Source organism: Paenibacillus uliginis N3/975 (genome assembly GCF_900177425.1).
Classification (GTDB): domain Bacteria; phylum Bacillota; class Bacilli; order Paenibacillales; family Paenibacillaceae; genus Paenibacillus_AQ; species Paenibacillus_AQ uliginis.
Genome location: NZ_LT840184.1, coordinates 6,420,542 through 6,438,178, shown reverse-complemented (window position 1 = coordinate 6,438,178; position 17,637 = coordinate 6,420,542). Strand labels below are relative to the sequence as shown.

At 44.7% G+C, this 17,637-nt stretch carries 14 protein-coding genes; 9 read left to right on the top strand and 5 right to left on the bottom strand.

Going from position 1 to position 17,637, the window contains the following annotated elements; genetic code table 11:
- Positions 1-73: 73 nt before the first annotated feature.
- On the top strand, positions 74-1,036 hold the full coding sequence (locus B9N86_RS29860; RefSeq protein WP_208917002.1) for a DMT family transporter: 963 nt from the start codon (positions 74-76) through the stop codon (positions 1,034-1,036).
- Between the two features lie 114 nt (positions 1,037-1,150).
- Here the strand turns inward: B9N86_RS29860 and B9N86_RS29855 are convergent, their stop codons facing one another.
- A complete protein-coding gene (locus B9N86_RS29855) occupies positions 1,151-2,065 on the bottom strand; it encodes a LysR family transcriptional regulator (RefSeq protein ID WP_208920977.1) in 915 nt (304 codons plus the stop codon).
- Positions 2,066-2,189: 124 nt separating this feature from the next.
- Between B9N86_RS29855 and B9N86_RS29850 the strand changes: the two genes are divergently transcribed.
- The gene (locus tag B9N86_RS29850) at positions 2,190-3,380 is read left to right on the top strand and encodes a coenzyme F420-0:L-glutamate ligase (RefSeq protein ID WP_208917000.1); all 1,191 of its coding nucleotides are present in this window, start codon (positions 2,190-2,192) and stop codon (positions 3,378-3,380) included.
- Between the two features lie 111 nt (positions 3,381-3,491).
- Here the strand turns inward: B9N86_RS29850 and B9N86_RS29845 are convergent, their stop codons facing one another.
- Genes B9N86_RS29845 through B9N86_RS29835 form a run of 3 tightly spaced genes read right to left on the bottom strand, consistent with a single transcriptional unit; the run spans position 3,492 to position 6,541 of the window.
- Positions 3,492-4,643 carry a DHHW family protein gene (locus tag B9N86_RS29845; protein ID WP_208916998.1) on the bottom strand — a complete coding sequence of 384 codons (1,152 nt, stop codon included), beginning with the start codon at positions 4,641-4,643 and terminating at the stop codon, positions 3,492-3,494.
- Between the two features lie 20 nt (positions 4,644-4,663).
- The gene (locus tag B9N86_RS29840; protein WP_208916996.1) at positions 4,664-6,049 is read right to left on the bottom strand and encodes an MBOAT family O-acyltransferase; all 1,386 of its coding nucleotides are present in this window, start codon (positions 6,047-6,049) and stop codon (positions 4,664-4,666) included.
- A gap of 6 nt (positions 6,050-6,055) precedes the next feature.
- Positions 6,056-6,541, bottom strand: coding sequence for a DUF4358 domain-containing protein (locus B9N86_RS29835; protein ID WP_208916994.1), 486 nt, complete (start codon positions 6,539-6,541; stop codon positions 6,056-6,058).
- A 325-nt stretch (positions 6,542-6,866) separates the two neighbouring features.
- On the opposite strand from B9N86_RS29835, the gene B9N86_RS29830 reads away from it, so the two are divergent.
- From B9N86_RS29830 to B9N86_RS29800, 7 genes are all read left to right on the top strand, one after another.
- On the top strand, positions 6,867-8,216 hold the full coding sequence (locus B9N86_RS29830; protein WP_208916993.1) for an extracellular solute-binding protein: 1,350 nt from the start codon (positions 6,867-6,869) through the stop codon (positions 8,214-8,216).
- A 113-nt stretch (positions 8,217-8,329) separates the two neighbouring features.
- Entirely contained in the window at positions 8,330-9,220 is an 891-nt protein-coding gene (locus B9N86_RS29825; protein WP_208916991.1) for a carbohydrate ABC transporter permease, read from the top strand.
- Between the two features lie 16 nt (positions 9,221-9,236).
- Positions 9,237-10,118, top strand: coding sequence for a carbohydrate ABC transporter permease (locus B9N86_RS29820; protein WP_208916989.1), 882 nt, complete (start codon positions 9,237-9,239; stop codon positions 10,116-10,118).
- Between the two features lie 95 nt (positions 10,119-10,213).
- On the top strand, positions 10,214-12,073 hold the full coding sequence (locus B9N86_RS29815) for a sensor histidine kinase (RefSeq protein ID WP_342193426.1): 1,860 nt from the start codon (positions 10,214-10,216) through the stop codon (positions 12,071-12,073).
- Positions 12,058-13,248, top strand: a complete 1,191-nt coding sequence (locus tag B9N86_RS29810; protein ID WP_208916987.1) for a response regulator — start codon at positions 12,058-12,060, stop codon at positions 13,246-13,248. The genes B9N86_RS29815 and B9N86_RS29810 overlap by 16 nt, the downstream gene beginning before the upstream one ends.
- A 304-nt stretch (positions 13,249-13,552) precedes the next feature.
- The gene (locus tag B9N86_RS29805) at positions 13,553-15,538 is read left to right on the top strand and encodes a methyl-accepting chemotaxis protein (RefSeq protein WP_208916985.1); all 1,986 of its coding nucleotides are present in this window, start codon (positions 13,553-13,555) and stop codon (positions 15,536-15,538) included.
- 184 nt (positions 15,539-15,722) lie between these two features.
- Positions 15,723-16,547 (top strand): AAC(3) family N-acetyltransferase, encoded by an 825-nt coding sequence (locus B9N86_RS29800; RefSeq protein WP_208916983.1) that lies wholly within the window; start codon positions 15,723-15,725, stop codon positions 16,545-16,547.
- A 168-nt stretch (positions 16,548-16,715) separates the two neighbouring features.
- On the opposite strand, the gene B9N86_RS29795 is transcribed toward B9N86_RS29800, so the two are convergent.
- Positions 16,716-17,624 carry an SMI1/KNR4 family protein gene (locus B9N86_RS29795; RefSeq protein ID WP_208920973.1) on the bottom strand — a complete coding sequence of 303 codons (909 nt, stop codon included), beginning with the start codon at positions 17,622-17,624 and terminating at the stop codon, positions 16,716-16,718.
- Between the last annotated feature and the right edge of the window lie 13 nt (positions 17,625-17,637).

Genomic DNA, 17,637 nt, shown 5'->3' with positions numbered 1-17,637 from the left:
AGATCCACTCCCTCCTATGATGTTATATACAGACAAAAATGATGGCAGCATCTTGATAGGGAGAAGATACTACATGTTAAAAAAACAAATCGTCATCGGGTCCATGCTGTGCCTGATCGCAAGTATGTCATGGGGAGCTATGTTTCCCGTTGCACACATAGCATTACAGCAAATTGATCCATTCTATTTTTCGTTTATCCGTTATTTCGTGGTTGCCGTCATCCTCAGCGTGTTACTGTGGGTGAAAGAGGGGAGAGCGTCATTCCGCATGGAGGGAAGGGGCAAGACTTTATTGTTTTTTGGAACGATGGCATTTACGGTCTATAATATGTGCATCTTCCTCGGACAGCAGCTCATGGGGGAGTCAGGTACGGTCGCCGCCTCTATTATGGAAGTACTCATGCCGATGATATCCATTATGGTCTTGTGGATCACGACAAAAAAAACTCCGAATAAATACACGCTCACGAGTGTAGCTATCGCACTTACCGGTGCTTTACTAGTTATCACCAACGGGGAACTTGCCTTTTTCAGAATGGCTGGACAACATCTTGTTCCTTTATTTCTGATTTTTGTGGGAGTTATGGGATGGGTGGTGTATTCCATGGGAGGAAGCCGATTTAAGGATTGGTCGATTCTGCGCTATTCTACTCTAACCTGCTTGCTAGGAAGCGCTGTGTCTTTCGTCATCGTTACGCTTGCCTCCGTCTTTCATTTGCTTCCCGTTCCTACATGGCACACGATACTCTCGATTAAATATGAAATGTCCTTCATGATTTTATTGCCAGGGCTAGCAGCCTTGCTCTGCTGGAATCTAGGGATCAAATTATTATCACCGCTTAACGGTATATTATTTATTAATTTTGTTCCCATTACCACATTCGTTATTATGGCTCTTCAAGGCTACCAAATCAGCAATTATGAACTTTTCGGAACGTTGCTCATTATCTTTGCCCTCATACGGAACAATGCGTACCAAAGGAAAACCACACGCGTTAATCACGGCAGAGCCTATGCTTCTGTCCAAGAGCAATAGCTGAGCAGAAAAAAGGTACGGTCTCCTCATTTTTCGTGAGTAACCGTGCCTTTTCCCGTATATACGAGCGAACACTTCGATCAGATTGGTTTTCAGCAATCTGGCCAGCATGGCTTATTGCATTTTGGCAAAATGCTCCTGACCTCGTTTATTTTCTAGTATCTCAACAAATTTTGTTGATGCTGGCGATAGAGATACACTTTTTAAAAAACATACGCCTATACTTCTCTTTGGTATTTCCTGCGTTAATTGAACTTCATACAATAATCCTTTATCTAAATACTCTCGGGAGAACTCTCTCGTCACACAAGCTACCCCTAAATTGATTTTTGCAAATTCCAATAGCAGATCATGTGAGCCTAATTCAAAATCTGGCGAAATCTTTATTCCTTTAGACATCATATAATCTTCTACATACTTTCTGGAATTCGATTTCGATTCAAGAAAGATTAATGGCAGTTTTACTACCTTATCAAGGCTCATAGGTCCGGATAATATTTCTTTGAATTTCTCCCCGTAAACAAAAATATCTTGAATATCAATACATGGTCTTAGTTCTAATGCAGGATCTTCAAGTGGAAAATTACAAATTCCAATATCCACCTCTCCTGATTTTATGATGGCGCAAATCTCAAGTGTTGTACCATTAACAATCTTAAACTTAATATTAGGATATCTATTATGAAAGGCCTCTAAATAGGGAAGTAAAAAATACCTGGAAATCGTATCACCAACACCTATTTTCAACTCACCTGTCGTTAAATTTTTAAATTCCAAAATCTTTTCTTCTCCAACGTGAATTAAATTAATAGCCGAATTCGCATATTCAAATAAAAGACTGCCTTCGTTGGTTAAAAATACTCCTTTAGGCGTTCTGGTGAAAAGACGAGTATCCAGCTCTCTTTCCAATTGCATGATCGCTTGACTAACCGCTGGTTGTGTCATGTAAAGATCATTAGCCGCTTTGGAAAAGCTTTTACTTTTTGCTACCATACAAAACACTTTATATAAATCTAATTTGCTCATTATATAAGCACCTCTTATACCTATTATTCGATATATTAATTTCACTTATACCATTAGATTGATGTATATTACAAATATACACATTACGTCATTAAATTAACTTTGATAGTTATAAGGAGCGATTATATTGGAAAGAGTGGTCGGAACAGTAGTTAGAGGTCTCCGTTGCCCAATAGTAAATCGAGGGGACAGTATAGAAGAAATCGTTGTAGATAGTGTGCTGAAAGCTTCAGAAGTTGAAGGTTTTAGCATTAATGATAAAGATATCGTTACTGTAACAGAATCCATCGTTGCTCGTGCTCAAGGTAATTATGCTACGATCGATCATATTGCAAAAGATGTTAGTTCCAAATTTGGAGAAGAAACGGTTGGCGTCATATTCCCGATCTTAAGTCGTAATCGTTTTGCAATCTGTCTTCGTGGTATTGCAAAAGGGGCTAAAAAAATTGTTTTAATGCTCAGCTATCCATCTGATGAAGTTGGAAATCACTTAGTGGATTTAGACATGCTTGATGAAAAAGGAATTAATCCTTGGACAGATGTTTTAACAGAACAGCAATTCCGCGAACATTTTGGATACGAGAAGCATACCTTTACGGGTGTTGATTATATTGATTACTATAAATCGTTAATTGAAGAATATGGTGTGGAATGCGAGGTTATTTTCTCGAATAATCCAAAAACCATTCTAGAGTACACCAAAAATGTTCTGACTTGTGATATTCATACGAGATTCAGAACAAAGAAAATATTAAAAGCAAATGGTGGAGAAAAAATTTATAGCCTCGATAACATCTTGTCAGACTCTATTGATGGCAGCGGATGTAATGAAGCATATGGTCTGTTAGGATCAAATAAATCAACAGAAGATAGTGTTAAACTGTTCCCACGTAATTGCCAACCTATCGTTGATAAAATACAGCATATGCTTAAAGAAAAAACGGGCAAACATGTTGAAGTTATGATTTATGGAGATGGAGCATTCAAAGACCCTGTAGGTAAAATTTGGGAACTTGCTGATCCAGTTGTATCCCCAGCTTACACATCTGGACTTGATGGTACACCTAATGAAGTAAAGTTAAAGTATCTTGCTGATAATAACTTTGCTGATTTAAGAGGTGAAGAACTTAAACAGGCTATATCTCAATATATTAGCAATAAAGAAACGGATCTAGTTGGAGCGATGGAAGCACAAGGTACTACACCTAGAAAATTGACTGATCTTATCGGTTCTCTATCCGATTTAACTTCTGGAAGTGGAGATAAAGGCACACCTATTATCTTTATACAAGGATATTTTGATAACTATACAAACTAGACTCAAAAGTAAATAGATTTGTGTAGACATTGAAAAAAGACCCTAAACGGTAAGCTAACGTCAGTACTCAACTGGCGTTAGCTTTTTTACCTTTGAAACACTACCTGATTATTATCTTTTCTTCGTATCCAATTTCAAGAGTGCAGAATTGTCAATAAAAGTGGCTGTATTGAAGAGTAATAGCACGTCCTTAATGCCATTCTCGGACATATAGTCGCTGATGCTACCGTTATAATAACGCATGTCGATCACATGGATTTCTGGCACATGTAGTGTTAGGAATGGGATTACGCTATGAGCATAGGAGTCTTTGATAACTAACAGCTTCTCTTGTTTAATAACATGTGGATCAAGCTTGCTTGTAAGCTTCATAAGGGCATGAACCCCGCTTAAGAAGTAGGAATATTGATCTTTTTTCTCTAAAAAGCTGGCATCATACATGTTCGTTAACGCTTCGCCTGTATCTGCGATATACATCTCGGTCGATATGGGCTGAATAGGCTTGTAGACTTCAATGGAATCCGGGGTTACACCGTTAAACTGACTCCGGGTATGGTAACTTCCTAGGAACGAATTGCTCACGGTTTGAATATGGAATTCCTTCTTGGACAAAGGATGCCAGCCCATCTTCTCGGCATAAGCTACATAAGCTAAGTAGGCACCATTCGTCGTCCAATGGTGATCGGTTCGATAGTAAATCGGTTCTGAAGCATATGGGCTCAGGAACTCAAATCCATCCATAAACGACACGCTGCCCCGCACGTAATCAGCGATATATTGATTTACCTTAGATTGAGAGTAGTTTGGAGCTAGCCAGGGTAACCGGTCAGCGTAAATGCCAACCGATGTAGGTGCGAGCATAAAGGTGGTGTTCGCTTCTGGATGGCTAATGGCAAATTGTTTTATAGATTCCGCGTATTGTTGAATCTTAGAATAATCAGGTTCAACGAACTTTTCGAACAAATAGCCCGAATGTCCTTTATAAATCCCGTTGTTCTCTTGCTGTAGCCGTAATTGTTCAACAGAGGATTTAACCGCTAACCACTTTGAACGAAAAGGAAATTGATCTGTTACGAAACTTTCAGCATCTTCGGCATACTTTTTGGACAAAAGATTGTCCCATGTCAGATGTGGAGCGCTCTGTAGAACGCGATTTTCTAACTCGGAGAAATGTTCCTTTGGAAGTAAGAGAAAGGTTAACAACATGAGAAACAGCGTTAGGACAAATCCCCCAACTAGTAACTGATCTGCCCTTTGCTTCATCAACTACAGCCTCCTCATAGTTAGAATCGGAAATATAGAAATGGGTTAAATGTTGCGTCTACTAAGTAGGCGACTGATAGGAAGAATAGTAAACCATACCAGACGAGAGACAATAGATGTCTAGTCTCATGTTTCGTGGGCTGTTTCCTTGGCATAGATGCAATAACCAATACTATAATCAAAATCGCGTTCGTGTATGCAAAGTATAGTGTAGTGTTGTCCAAGAGTGGTTGGTGATTGAATCCCATCATCGCTTGTAAATAGCCTCGCACCATAGGAAGTTGATCAAAAGTAAACAACACCCATCCAATGAGGATAAGTAAAAGTGCATAGATGTGTCTTACGAAGCGTGGTAAGCGACTCAGTAACCGTAAACCCCACCATTTTTCGATGATGAGAATAACGCCGAAGTACAACCCCCATAATAAGAAATTCCAACTTGCTCCATGCCAAATACCTGTAAGTATCCATACGACTAGAATATTGCGCAATTGAATGCCAAGTCCTCGGCGATTACCACCAAGCGGGATGTAGACGTAATCACGGAACCAACTGCTAAGAGAAATATGCCATCTGCGCCAGAAGTCAGTAATGCTCTGGGCGGTATAAGGCTTGTTGAAGTTCTCGTTAAATTGAAATCCGAACATTAGACCAAGTCCAATAGCCATATCGGAATAACCACTAAAGTCGAAGTAGATTTGAAAAGCAAAAGCAATAATACCTAGCCAAGCCGTTAATACAGGCATGGTATCGAGGTCAGACCTAGAGATGGTATCCCAGAGTAGTCCTATATTATTGGCAAGTAGCACCTTTTTGGCCAGTCCAATCGTGAAGCGCCTGACCCCTTCCGCAAACTTCTCGATATTCACCGAACGCTTACGTAATTGCTCTGCGATTGTATTGTATTGAATTATTGGACCCGCAACCAATTGCGGAAACAAGGCGACGAACGTCCCAAAGTCAATCCAATTACGCTGCGCTTTTGCCGTTCCGCGATATACATCAATGATGTAGGACATAGATTGAAACGTATAGAATGATATGCCGATCGGGAGCGGTAGCTCTGTTAAAGGGATATTCGTTCCAAGTAGTTCATTCACATTCAGAATAAGAAAATCTGCGTATTTGAAGTACGATAGCAATCCCAGATTTACGACAACGGAACATACGACAATCCACTTCCGTTGAACAGCACTTAGCTTCGGCCTACTGAGTAGTAGACCGAAGCTGTAATCTGTAATGGTGGATAGCAACATGATGACAATGTATACGGGTTCGCCCCACGCATAGAAGATGAGGCTGCTTAAGAATAAGATCAGATTTTTAATTCGCCAAGGCGAAATGTAATACAGCGCAAGGACGAACGGCAAGAACACGAATAGGAACAGTAGGCTGCTGAATAGCATGGAAGATTACTTTTGAACAAAGAAACTATCGAATGACTTCACAAGCTCATCAGCGTCTTCGGAAATAACGAATAACAGATAGTTGCCTTTCGTAACAAGCTTATAATTCTTGGCATTCTCGTATTGGTCTGGAAGGTATGTTTCGAATTGTTTTTGCACGTCTGCTGCACATTGTTTAATAGCGGTCTCGATAGTCGGGATGTCTTTCTCATCCTTGACTTTTAAGACAGAAATTTCGTTCGTCTTCACATTCATCATCGGAATCCTAACGGTATAATCCTCAAGTAAGGCAGGATCTAAATGGTATTGCTGTTTCACTGAATCTGCATCTAGCTCCATTAATGACGGTTGCTCTACTTCTGTAATCATCTTATCAACCATTTCTTTTACTGGTACAGTTGATTCGATCGGTGCCGCCTCATTGTTGGAACATGCGCTAAGCGCTAGAGTTAACACGATTGCTAGCATAAGAACGAAAGATTGTTTTTTCATGGTGTATACTCTCCTTGATGTGTATTGGTATTGTTATTTCTTGTTCTTAGGTTTACGACGTGTGAAGTAAATAAAAGGTTTCACCATATATTTGTTTCCCAGAATTTACAGGAACATGTTCCGCGATAGCGATTCTCGTATATAGCTTAAAAAAATCTCGGCTTTTACTTATACGAACCGTCCGGGCTTGTCCCGGACGGTTGTTTCTGTTGAAGATATGCAACATTCTAAAGAAAGCAAACATAATATCTTAAGTTCACGCATTGTAAGGGCTGTCATGACCAAGGGATAATGGAGCTATCCAAATAAACAAGGGGGATTACGAATGTTAAAGAAGTCGAATGTTCTTTCCTTAGTAATGGCGGGCATCCTGGCTGTCAGCTTAACGGCATGCGGCGGTGGAGGATCCACATCTAAAGATGCGGCCGGATCAAACACTGCTTCTAACGATACGGGGGGAACCGGGCAGACAAAGCAGGAGAAAATTACGATTACGTTCCAAAATATCTTTACTGACCCCACGGATCCCAAGGACGCCATGCTGAAGCGGATCGTAGCTGATTACGAGGCTAAAAATCCGAACATCAAGATTGAACTCGACTCCTTGAATACTGACCAGCAGAAGCTCAAGCTGAAGACCCAAGCGGCCTCCAAAGAGGTTCCGGACATTACGGTTGTAAATCCATCCGCACAAATGAAACCGTTTGTTGACGCCAAGCTGTTAGCCCCGCTCAATGATATGGTGGAAAAGAACGGGCTTAAGGACACATTCCAGGAAGGGATTCTGGATTGGTATACCTTTGACGGCAATCTGTATGCGCTTCCCGACGGCAACAATATCGGGCTGGTTTATTACAACAAGGAGCTGTTCGATCAAGCCGGCGTGAAAGTACCGACGACCTTTGAAGAAATGGTGGACGTTGTAAAGCAGCTGAAGGCGAAGGGCATTCAGCCGATGGCGATCGGGGAAAAGGACACCTGGACTGGTTCCTTCCTGTTCATGAACATTCTGCTGCGCACTAACGACGGACCAGGATTTCTGAAGGATGTTGCGGACGGCAAGAAAACGTTTGAGGATCCCGCATTCAAGGAAGCGGTAGCAAGCATGCAGGACCTGATTCAGGCCGGAGCCTTCCAGGAAGGGGTAACGTCCTTTGATTACAACGCCGGCGAGAATCTGTTCAAGACCGGCAAGGCTGCGATGTATTACATGGGCAGTTGGGCAACGGGCGGCATAGAAACCTCCTCCGTAAGCAGTAAAGTCGGCGTCTTCAAATTTCCGACGGTTAACGGCAAAGGCAATCCTGACGAGTTTATGCTGGCCCCGGGAAGCGCGTTTGCGATATCCGCAAACAGCAAGCACCTGGAGGAAACTAAGGACTTTCTTAACTATTTTATGCTGGAATTCCCGAAAATAGCGTTTGAGGTCAAAGGGGCCATCGGTCTGGGGCAAAAAGTGGAAGGAGACTTTAAGACTGCCGGATATTCGGATATGTCGATGGAGGTGCTGGACCTGTTTAAGCAGGTTAAAGGCGGGGATATTGCTTTTGATAACACGATGAATCCGGGAACTTCCCAGGCTCACTTGACGAGTATCCAGAATTTGTTCGTTCAGCAGAAGGATCCTGCCGAAGTGGCCAAAGAGCATCAAGCCGCTTTTGAAAGCAATAAATAGAAACTGTAACCGTGCGGTATGAAGGGGTCTTCCCGAAGGATCCCTCCATGCCGAATCCTGCGTATGCATTATCGGCTCTGATATTTGGACTGATTGAGGAGGAGAGCCTTAACGTGAATGTATTGAGAGTCTCCAAATGGACGATAGCCGCTTTCGTGCTGCCGTGTTTGCTGCTCTATGTGTGTCTTGTATTTGTCCCGATTCTGGTATCGATGTATAGCGGACTGCTCGATTGGAACGGCATTGGCGAATCCCGTTTTATAGGTCTGGACAACTTCAAAAAGCTTTTGTTTGACGATCCGGTTTTCTGGCCTTCCGTTAAGCGCACCCTGATGTTTGCCGTCTTTTCCATGCTGGAGATTCCGGTGGCTCTGTTTGTCGCCATACTGCTGAACCGTTTTATCAAAAAACCGAATTTTCTCGTATCTAGTTACTTTCTTCCGGTGATCCTGTCCGTGGTCATTATCGGCCAGCTGTGGAAAACGATCTATAATCCCGCTTCCATGGGCGGCATGCTGAATCAGTTACTCGAAGCCCTTCATCTCAACGATTGGACAAGGGCTTGGCTGACAGACCCGGATGTAGCGATGTATTCACTTTATTTTGTGGCCTTATGGCAGTATCTGGGTTACCATACGCTCATTCAGTTTACCGGGATTCAAAATATCCCCTCCGATGTCATCGAAGCGGCAAAAATCGATGGAGCTGATGGGTTGAAGGCCGATTGGCACATTACGTTTCCGATGAATATTCCGATCTTTAAAATATCGATCGTGCTTGCTTTTATCGGGTCCCTGCAGGCATTTGACATGATCATGGTCATGACGGGCGGCGGACCGGCACACGCTACGGACGTGATTTCCACCCATATGTACAACATGTCCTTCTTATCCATGAAGTACGGGTACGGAAGCTCCATCGCGGCATTTCTTGTCGTGCTGTGCCTGACGGCAACCGTCATCATTAACTTCCTGTTCTCCCGGCTGGAGCGCAAATATACGTGAAGGAGGGATTGCAGCCATGAGTCGGACCGTTCCGGCCTTTTCGGGCAAACCGCTGACTGTAGAAAAAAAGAAAAAGATACCCGTTGCCAAGGGACTTGTTCTGCTGTTCCTTTCCGTTCTGCTTATAACGCAGCTGTATCCGCTGCTGTGGCTTTTGATTTACTCGCTGAAGACGAATGAGGAGATCCTGTCGGGCAGCTTCTTCTCGCTGCCGGCCGCCCCGCAGTGGAATAACTTTACCGATGCGGTGAATTCCGGCAACTACTTTCGGTATCTGTTGAACAGCTTTTTCGTGACTTCGATCACCATGGCGGGCGTGCTGCTGCTAAGTTCGCTTGCATCCTTTGCCATCAGCAGATTCCGTTGGAAATATGGGCAAATGGTGCTACTGGTCTTTTTGATCGGGATGATGATCCCGCTTCAAGCTACCCTGCTGCCGCTCATGATTATTTTTAAAAATCTGAGCATTCTGAACACGCATCTTTCGATCATACTTCCTTACATTGCTTTTCAGACACCGATTGCCGTGTTCATCCTCAGCGGTTTTATGAAGTCCATACCGCACGAGATTGAGGAATCCGCAGTCATTGACGGAGCGGGGATATTCCGGATTTTCCGCAGCATTATCCTGCCGATCTCGGTTCCTCCAATGATGACGGTCAGTATTCTAACCTTCATTAATATCTGGAACGAGTACATTTTGGCGGCAACGTTTATTTCTGCCGAAAAGCTAAAGACGCTTCCGTTCGGAGTAAACAGCTTTGTCAGCCAGTACTCGGTAAATTACGGGGCTATCGGCGCTTTCCTCGTGCTTGGGGCTTTGCCCGTCATTCTGATTTACTTCTTGCTTGCAGATAAAATTACAAAAGGTATGGTTTCAGGAGCGGTGAAAGGTTAACTTTCATCCTCCTTTTTCCGTATACGGATATATACCTACGGTGTTATGGTGAAATAAGGACTTTATACCGCATATTTGAAAGGAGAAGGACTATCGTGGGCCGCAGCAAGCATACTATTCACAATCGTTTGTTTCTGCTGTTTCTTTCAAGTATGACGGCACTCTTATTGATCGGAAGCTTTCTGTATTATCAGAAAATTACAGATATTATCCACGGGAAAATCAGCGACATGGCGGAGAAAAACATCTCCCAGACGGCCGGGCTGTTCAATCTGCTCCTTGAGGGATATAACAGTGTTACCAAATCGCTGAACAGCAATTATGAGCTGTTAAGGCTGCTCCAGGAAAGGGACAAGAGCCAAAATCCTTCGCTTAGCGTCATCGACGAACGGACCATCACCAATATCATTGGCGCCATTTATTTTTCACGGGATGATATTGTCGGGATTCATGTCATCAGCAGAGCGGGAAAGAGCTACCATTATGAACCCAGATATGCGGGTGTAGTGGATGTCGATTACTCTTCATCGGAATGGTACCGGAAGCTTCAGGACTCGAATGGGGAGATGGTTTGGATGGGCCTGTTCCGAAACTCCGTCATCAACAGCTTTCAGGAGGATCCCGTCTTTGTGTTTGGCCGCAAGCTGTTTGATTTAACGAGCCAAAAAGAACAGGGAGTCGTTCTGATTGAAACCAAGCCCGGGCCCATCCTGGCCGCCCTATCCAATGTGACTATCAGCCCGAACAGTCAGGTTTACATCGTCGATAAAGACAGCCACGTCATCGCTTCCACGGATGACAAGAAGGTACAAACCCTTCGCTTCGGGCAGCTTCCCCGTCCCCGGAATGGTCAGGTCCTTGTCGACAACCGGAGCGATCAACTTATTGTGGCGGCAAACGCCGCAATGGCCGAATGGACAGTATACGGCTTGACGCCCAAGGGGGACATCAGCGCCGAAGTGGATAAAACAAGGCAGTATCTCTTGTATGTCATCCTGATTCTGGTCCTGATATCTACCGCCTTGGCCACCTTGATTTCCCGTAATATCGCTTCTCCGTTAAAACTGCTGATCCGGGAGATGAAACAGGTGGAAATGGGGAATTTCAGAGGTTCCGTGAACGTGAAGTCGTTTGAGGAAATCAACAGTCTGGTATCGTCCTTCAATCGGATGGTGAACCGGATGGATGATCTGATCGACGGGATTACGAGCGCGTCCATCAGCGAGAAGAATGCACAGCTTCAGGCCCTGCAATCCCAGGTGAATCCACATTTTTTGTACAATACGCTCGATATGATCTACTGGATGCTGGACGAACGAGAGAATGACAGGCTGGGACGCGTCGTCCTGGCATTGTCGCATATGTTCCGGTACAGCAGCGACTGGCAGGAAGCCTCCCGGACGACGCTTGAGCAGGAGATCGATCAGATGCGCCATTATATGACGATTATTGAAAGCCGTCTGGAGGGCAGGGTCCATACCGATATTCAAGTCGACAGCCGCTGGCTGAATGTTGTGCTGCCGAAGATGACCATTCAGCCGATTATTGAGAATGCGGTCAAAAGCGGACTGGAACCGCTAGACCGCCCGGGCGTGCTTCGAGTGTATACGGAAGTTGATGAACGGGAGCTTCACATCGTTATTGCCGATAACGGCGTCGGTATGGAGGAATGGATGCTGCAGCAAATCAGGGAGTCGCTTGCGGACAGCGGGACGAACCGGAACAAGGATGAGGAAGAGAAAGGGAAAGGTCGCGCTTTTACCGTGAAGAATGCCGAACTCCCTGATCAACCGACAAGACGCGGCATCGGTCTGCCTAATGTACACCGGCGGATAAAACTCATGTTTGGCGATTACTACGGATTAAGAATTGAGAGCCAAAGCGGAATAGGGACAACGGTAACGATCGTTATTCCCCTGCCCGGGAAAGGTGGAGAGGAATGGACATTCTCATAGTTGATGACGAAACGGTCATTCGGGAGGGCATTCAGCGGACATTACGGCAACGCTTTCCCGAATTTCGCACCTATTTGGCGTCTAACCCAGAAGAAGCGCTGATTATCCTGCGCAACCACAGGATCCATATTGTGCTGACGGATATCCTCATGCCGAGCATGACGGGACTTGAACTAATGAATATCGCGAGCAAGAGATATCCGTACATGAAATGGGTGGTCATTTCCGCTTATTCCGAGTTTGCCTATGCCCAGGAAGCCGTCCGTTTGGGAGCCAAGGATTATCTCCTTAAGCCGATCGGCAAGGATGTGCTGGGCCAGATGATCGATAAGCTGAGCGAGGAGATCGAGCGGGAAAATCGGCTGACGAAGGAGGCGCAGCTGCTTCAGGCGAACCGCAAATACTTGCGGGAGGCCGTCTTTAAGCGCTGGGCATCGGGACTGGATATCGGACGAATCGATATCCACCCTTTTATGGAGAGCCATCCGGATTTCCACCTTCTGATGGTCAGGATGGAGACGGATAAAGTCGTGAGGCTGGAGCATTTTATTATCGAAAACGTGCTGGAGGAGTTGATCCATCAATATGGGAACGGTTTTGTCAGCATTTTGGACAACAAAAGCCTCTTGGGGCTCGTAACCTTGAACGAAAGCGCTGGCCTTCCCGTCCTGATCGAACAGCTGAGAGGACATTTGATCAAGTATTTGAAGGTGCCCTTCCAAATCATGAGTACAGAGCGGATATGCGATTTCAATCAGGTGCCCGGAGAAGTTCAGCGCATGTGGAAAGCGTCCTCGACACAGGTTTACGAGCATTATGCCAGCGGCGGCGATCAAGCGGTGGAGGTAGCCCTGCAGTATATCAGAACGCATTATCATGCAGATTTATCACTGGATAAGGTTGCGTCCGTCGTTTATCTGAATCCAGTTTATTTCAGTCAGCTGTTTAAACAAAAAACAGGCTGCGGCTTCAAGGAGTACGTGATTCAATTGAGACTGGAACAGGCCAAGCAGCTGCTGCAAAATCCAAAGCTGAAGCTGGCGGAGATCGCGGAACGGATCGGCTATCAGGACATACGGCATTTCTCCCAGTTGTTTCGCAAAAAGTACGGCGTCACGCCAAGCGAGTATCGTCAAAACGGCATGGTCGGCATTCCGGCAGCCGAAACTAAATAAAGATCTCCCGAAATTAGTATATAAAGTAAAACAGCTAAATTTAAAAGGGATGGATAGCCAATACGCTAAATCCATCCCTTTTTTGATACTTCGTTTACTGCTGTCCGTCATTTTCAGTAATTTCAATCTAATAAATCACGGGTTCGGGGTTGTTATTACTATTTTCCACTAATTACTATTATTTAAGAACGTGTTTTATATACACTTTTATTTCCAATTTTCCGATAAATATTAAATATAAAATAATTAATATTGTCGCCCTAAGCAACTAATTATCTTACAGCTTTGAGAGGAGTCATCACAGATGATCAAAAAAGTGTTTACCCGTTATAAAGCATCCCTATCTAAGCAGATGCTGCTCTTCCTTGTCTTGCTTATCGCCGTCCCCACCGTCATTCTAAGCCTTTCCTTGACACAACTTGCTCGCAACCAACTAGAGCGTGAATTGTTGTCCCAAGTCGAAGCCGTTACAACAATGATTACTCATGTTCTTAATAATTCGCACAGTGATTATTCCGTCACAATTGACAGCTTTGCCGATTTCAGTGTCCCTCCAGGAGAAAAATCGGAAGCGCATATCAAAGACCGTATCATCCATATAGAGGAAGACATCGATAATGTGTTGGCCGCTTTCATGTTCTACGACGATCGATACTACAACTCTTCTGATGAGGACAGCAAAGGTTACGATCCGACTACACGCGAATGGTACAAGCAAGCGATTCAGAATAAAGGTCAGATCATTATGACGTCTCCATATATCGACGTCGTAACTGGAAGCTACGTCATTACGTTTGCCAAGACGCTTTCCGACGGTTCAGGCGTAGCAGGAATCGATGTTGCCATCGATCACTTAAACAAACTGGTAGGTACATACAAGATCGGAGAACAGGGATATGTCAGCTTGTTCGATCGGAACAACGTAACGTTGTCGCATCCGCGATTCCAGCAAGGTGAGCCGCTTCAAGACGAGCGGTTCCAAGTGATGCGCAATCAAGCTGAAGGCTCGTTCATGCTTGCCGATAAAGATCGTCAGGAATATTACCATTTTAACAATCAAAATTCGCTCGGCTTAAACGTTGTATCCGTCATTGATTGGAGTGAAATTAATCATAAAACCGGACCCTTGTTGTGGATTTCGTTCCTGTTTATCGCACTGCTGCTAGCCCTCATTTCCTTATTTATTTGGGTATTCATGAAACGGATGATACGACCTGTACTGCAATTGAAGCAACTGACCGACTCCATCGCCCATGGCGATTTGACTGTCCGGTCCATCGAGAGCGGAAGAACGGATGAGATTGGGCAACTGCAATCGAACTTCAATACGATGTCGCAATCGTTGTCCGATGTGCTGCTGCTAATTACCGATCATTCCGAGCAAATATCTGCTTCTTCGCAGCAATTGTCCGCTACTTCAGAGCAGAACGTCGTAACGATTGAACAAGTCGCCTCCTCCATGCAAGAAATATCGTCCATGTCGTCCGATATGAATGTAAGCATGGACGCCGTTAAGCAAACGGCGGAGCATGCCCAGCATGAACTCGATGATGCCATTCGCACTATACATAAGAGCACTGAAATGTCTCAATTGATCAATGTTCTGGCGAACAAAGGGGAGAAATCTCTCGGCGCCGCGAGACAACAGATGGATACCATTCTTGAGCACTCCAATCGCTCTAAAAATGAGACGGAGGAGCTAAACCAGGTTGCCGGGGAAATTAGCGGGGTAACGAATTTCATTCAGGAAATTGCTTCGCAGACCAATTTACTTGCGCTGAACGCCTCCATTGAAGCGGCGCGGGCCGGTCAGGAAGGCCGCGGATTTGCCGTCGTCGCTCTGGAGGTGCGCAAGCTGGCTGATCAGACAGCGTCTGCCGCCGAGAAGATTGCCACCTTAATCAGGGAGGTGCAGGAACGTGCCCGCCACATGGTTGGACGCATGGAGGAAGGCGTGGAATCTGCCGCAACCGGAAGCGAAATGACGCAATCGGTCGAGCTACAGTTCAAGGAGATGTATGAAGCGATTGGACGCATTGACACGCAGCTCGGCCAAGTGGCTAGCGTCAGCGAACGGTTGATGGAGTCAAATAAAGAGATGATTACGGCGTTTGATAAATCTAGTGCCCTTAGCCAGGCCACTGGACAAGAGGTCGACCTTGTCGCCGCTTCTAGCGAAGAACAGAATGCTTCGATGGAGGAAGTTGCCGCCTCCGCTGCGCATCTTGCCGGCATCGCCGAAGAACTGCAGTCACTAGTGCTCCGCTTCAAATTGAAGCGGACAGAGTAGTTCTAGCGATTGGCACCACGCTGCTGTAACGGCAAATTTTTCTGCCAGGAGATATTGTTGTAAATGAATGTAGCTGGTATAATATAGAAAATTAATCGAAGGGCACTGCTTCCCTGGCTACGCTAGAGACAACCCCGCTACTTGCAGCGGGGTTGTCTTTTTTTTAATGAAAGGCGGAGGTAATATGACTGAAATAAAAGAAACAAGAGCCATCTTAACGAAAGAAGATCTAATCAACCAATTTAAAAACTGCGGACTAACAAAAGGACAACACATATTCGTACATGCTTCTTTAAGCAAACTCGGTTTTGTTGTAGGTGGACCCGAAACATTAATTCGGTCCCTTCTTGAAATTGTCGGTGAAGAAGGGACATTGATGATGCCATCCCAGACATGGAAGAATCTCGATCCTTCAACAGGCGTCCACTGGGAAGAACCTATGGAATGGTGGCCGATTATTCGGGAACACTGGCCCGCCTATGATAAAGAAATTACTCCGGCAATCAGCATGGGAGTCGTGGCCGAAATGTTTCGCAAGTGGCCGGGATCCAAACGATCAGATCACCCTGCACGATCTATAGCCGCAGTAGGCAAGCATGCGGAATATTTAACGCAAAACCATGATTTATGCAATATTTTTAGCAAGGGCTCTCCGTTGGATAAATTGTATCAACTGAATGGTTATGTGCTCTTAATAGGCGTCGGCTATGATAAAAATACGTCGCTGCATCTGTCGGAAACCAGAGCCAATTATCCTACTAAGAAATTTGTCTATGAAAGCAGTGCAATTATGGATGAAGGCAAGCGAAAGTGGGTAACTTACGAAACACAGGCTGTGGACGATGGAGATTTTGTCCGCTTAGGCGAGGAATATGATAAAGAAATGAATATCAGAATTCATAGAGTCGGAAACGCCGAAGTCCGATTTCTGGAACAACGGCCGCTGGTTGACTGGGCTACTGCATGGATGGAGAGGAACAGGGTTAAAAAGCTTTACGGCTCCCCGTAGTATATCTAAACATAAAGTACAGTTTGACCATAAGATATATATTGGTATATAAAGTAAAACCACTCCTAATTTGAATTTGGAGTGGTTTCTTTGATAGACCTGCGCCTATCCGCATTTTCCAAGATGCTGTATATGTCCAGCCGGTGTCTAGATAAGCCATGCTACTGCTTAAACCTCGTAAATCTCCTCATTCACCAATCCGCGAATAAAAGCCTCAAAGTTTGGGGCAAGGCTGGTAATCTTGTGATTATTCTCTTTATCCACATGAACAACTTCTGGTTCGCTGTCATTTCCGGATGAACGGTAATCCAGCATCACCACCCTAGACTCCGAAGGACAATCACAAATCACCACACCGATTTCAGGATAACCTCCATCCTCAATCACAGACCGGCTGCCTAAATCTCCGCACAGCGACTTTCTCTTCTCTCGTCCAATTCCCAGAATACCTGAAATCCTGATATAGTCTTCTGCCCCGCAAACTGCTTCCCCTTTAGGGAAACACCGGTTGTGGGGAATTCCCCCGTTATGTACCTTCATCATATTAATATAGAAAGCTGGCAACTTGAAGACCAGTTCCTCTTCCACGGAAGCAATTAGCTCATCTGTGGGGGGATCCGAAACATATTGTTCCAACGCATGCTCACTGTCATCCCAAAAGTTCGTGAAATCGAAGTCCGTATCAAACTGGACACTAGACACAGTGGCCTCTTCTGCAGTCTTCTGAGCGGTTTTACTCCGAATCCAATCCAGGAACTCCAAAGTATCCTCATCTTCAGGATCTAATTGATCTGCGATTTCAAATTCTCTTAAGGCATCATCATATTGTTCCAAATAATAATAGGCAACCCCCATGCGGTAATGCCAAAGCGGATCATCCTTACCCTCTTCTGAAATGGTTAAGAACTGTTCAATCGCCTCTTCGTAACGTTCGAGATTATTCATCGCTCTGCCCAAATGACTGATCAGTACATAATCTCTGTCCTCCGTAGGAATCTCCATAACGGCATCTACGATTTCTTCAAATTCATCTTCTTCATGCCACTCATCCAGCTGTGCCAAAAGATCCTCTCTCATCATTCATGCCTCC

Bases quoted from the DNA above. Each gene is read 5' to 3' on its own strand.
- B9N86_RS29845 (WP_208916998.1), bottom strand. From the start codon at position 4,643: ATGAAGCAAAGGGCAGATCAGTTACTAGTTGGGGGATTTGTCCTAACG.
- B9N86_RS29795 (WP_208920973.1), bottom strand. From the start codon at position 17,624: ATGAGAGAGGATCTTTTGGCACAGCTGGATGAGTGGCATGAAGAAGAT.
- B9N86_RS29835 (WP_208916994.1), bottom strand. From the start codon at position 6,541: ATGAAAAAACAATCTTTCGTTCTTATGCTAGCAATCGTGTTAACTCTA.
- B9N86_RS29840 (WP_208916996.1), bottom strand. From the start codon at position 6,049: ATGCTATTCAGCAGCCTACTGTTCCTATTCGTGTTCTTGCCGTTCGTC.
- B9N86_RS29805 (WP_208916985.1), top strand. From the start codon at position 13,553: ATGATCAAAAAAGTGTTTACCCGTTATAAAGCATCCCTATCTAAGCAG.
- B9N86_RS29810 (WP_208916987.1), top strand. From the start codon at position 12,058: ATGGACATTCTCATAGTTGATGACGAAACGGTCATTCGGGAGGGCATT.
- B9N86_RS29820 (WP_208916989.1), top strand. From the start codon at position 9,237: ATGAGTCGGACCGTTCCGGCCTTTTCGGGCAAACCGCTGACTGTAGAA.
- B9N86_RS29860 (WP_208917002.1), top strand. From the start codon at position 74: ATGTTAAAAAAACAAATCGTCATCGGGTCCATGCTGTGCCTGATCGCA.
- B9N86_RS29830 (WP_208916993.1), top strand. From the start codon at position 6,867: ATGTTAAAGAAGTCGAATGTTCTTTCCTTAGTAATGGCGGGCATCCTG.
- B9N86_RS29800 (WP_208916983.1), top strand. From the start codon at position 15,723: ATGACTGAAATAAAAGAAACAAGAGCCATCTTAACGAAAGAAGATCTA.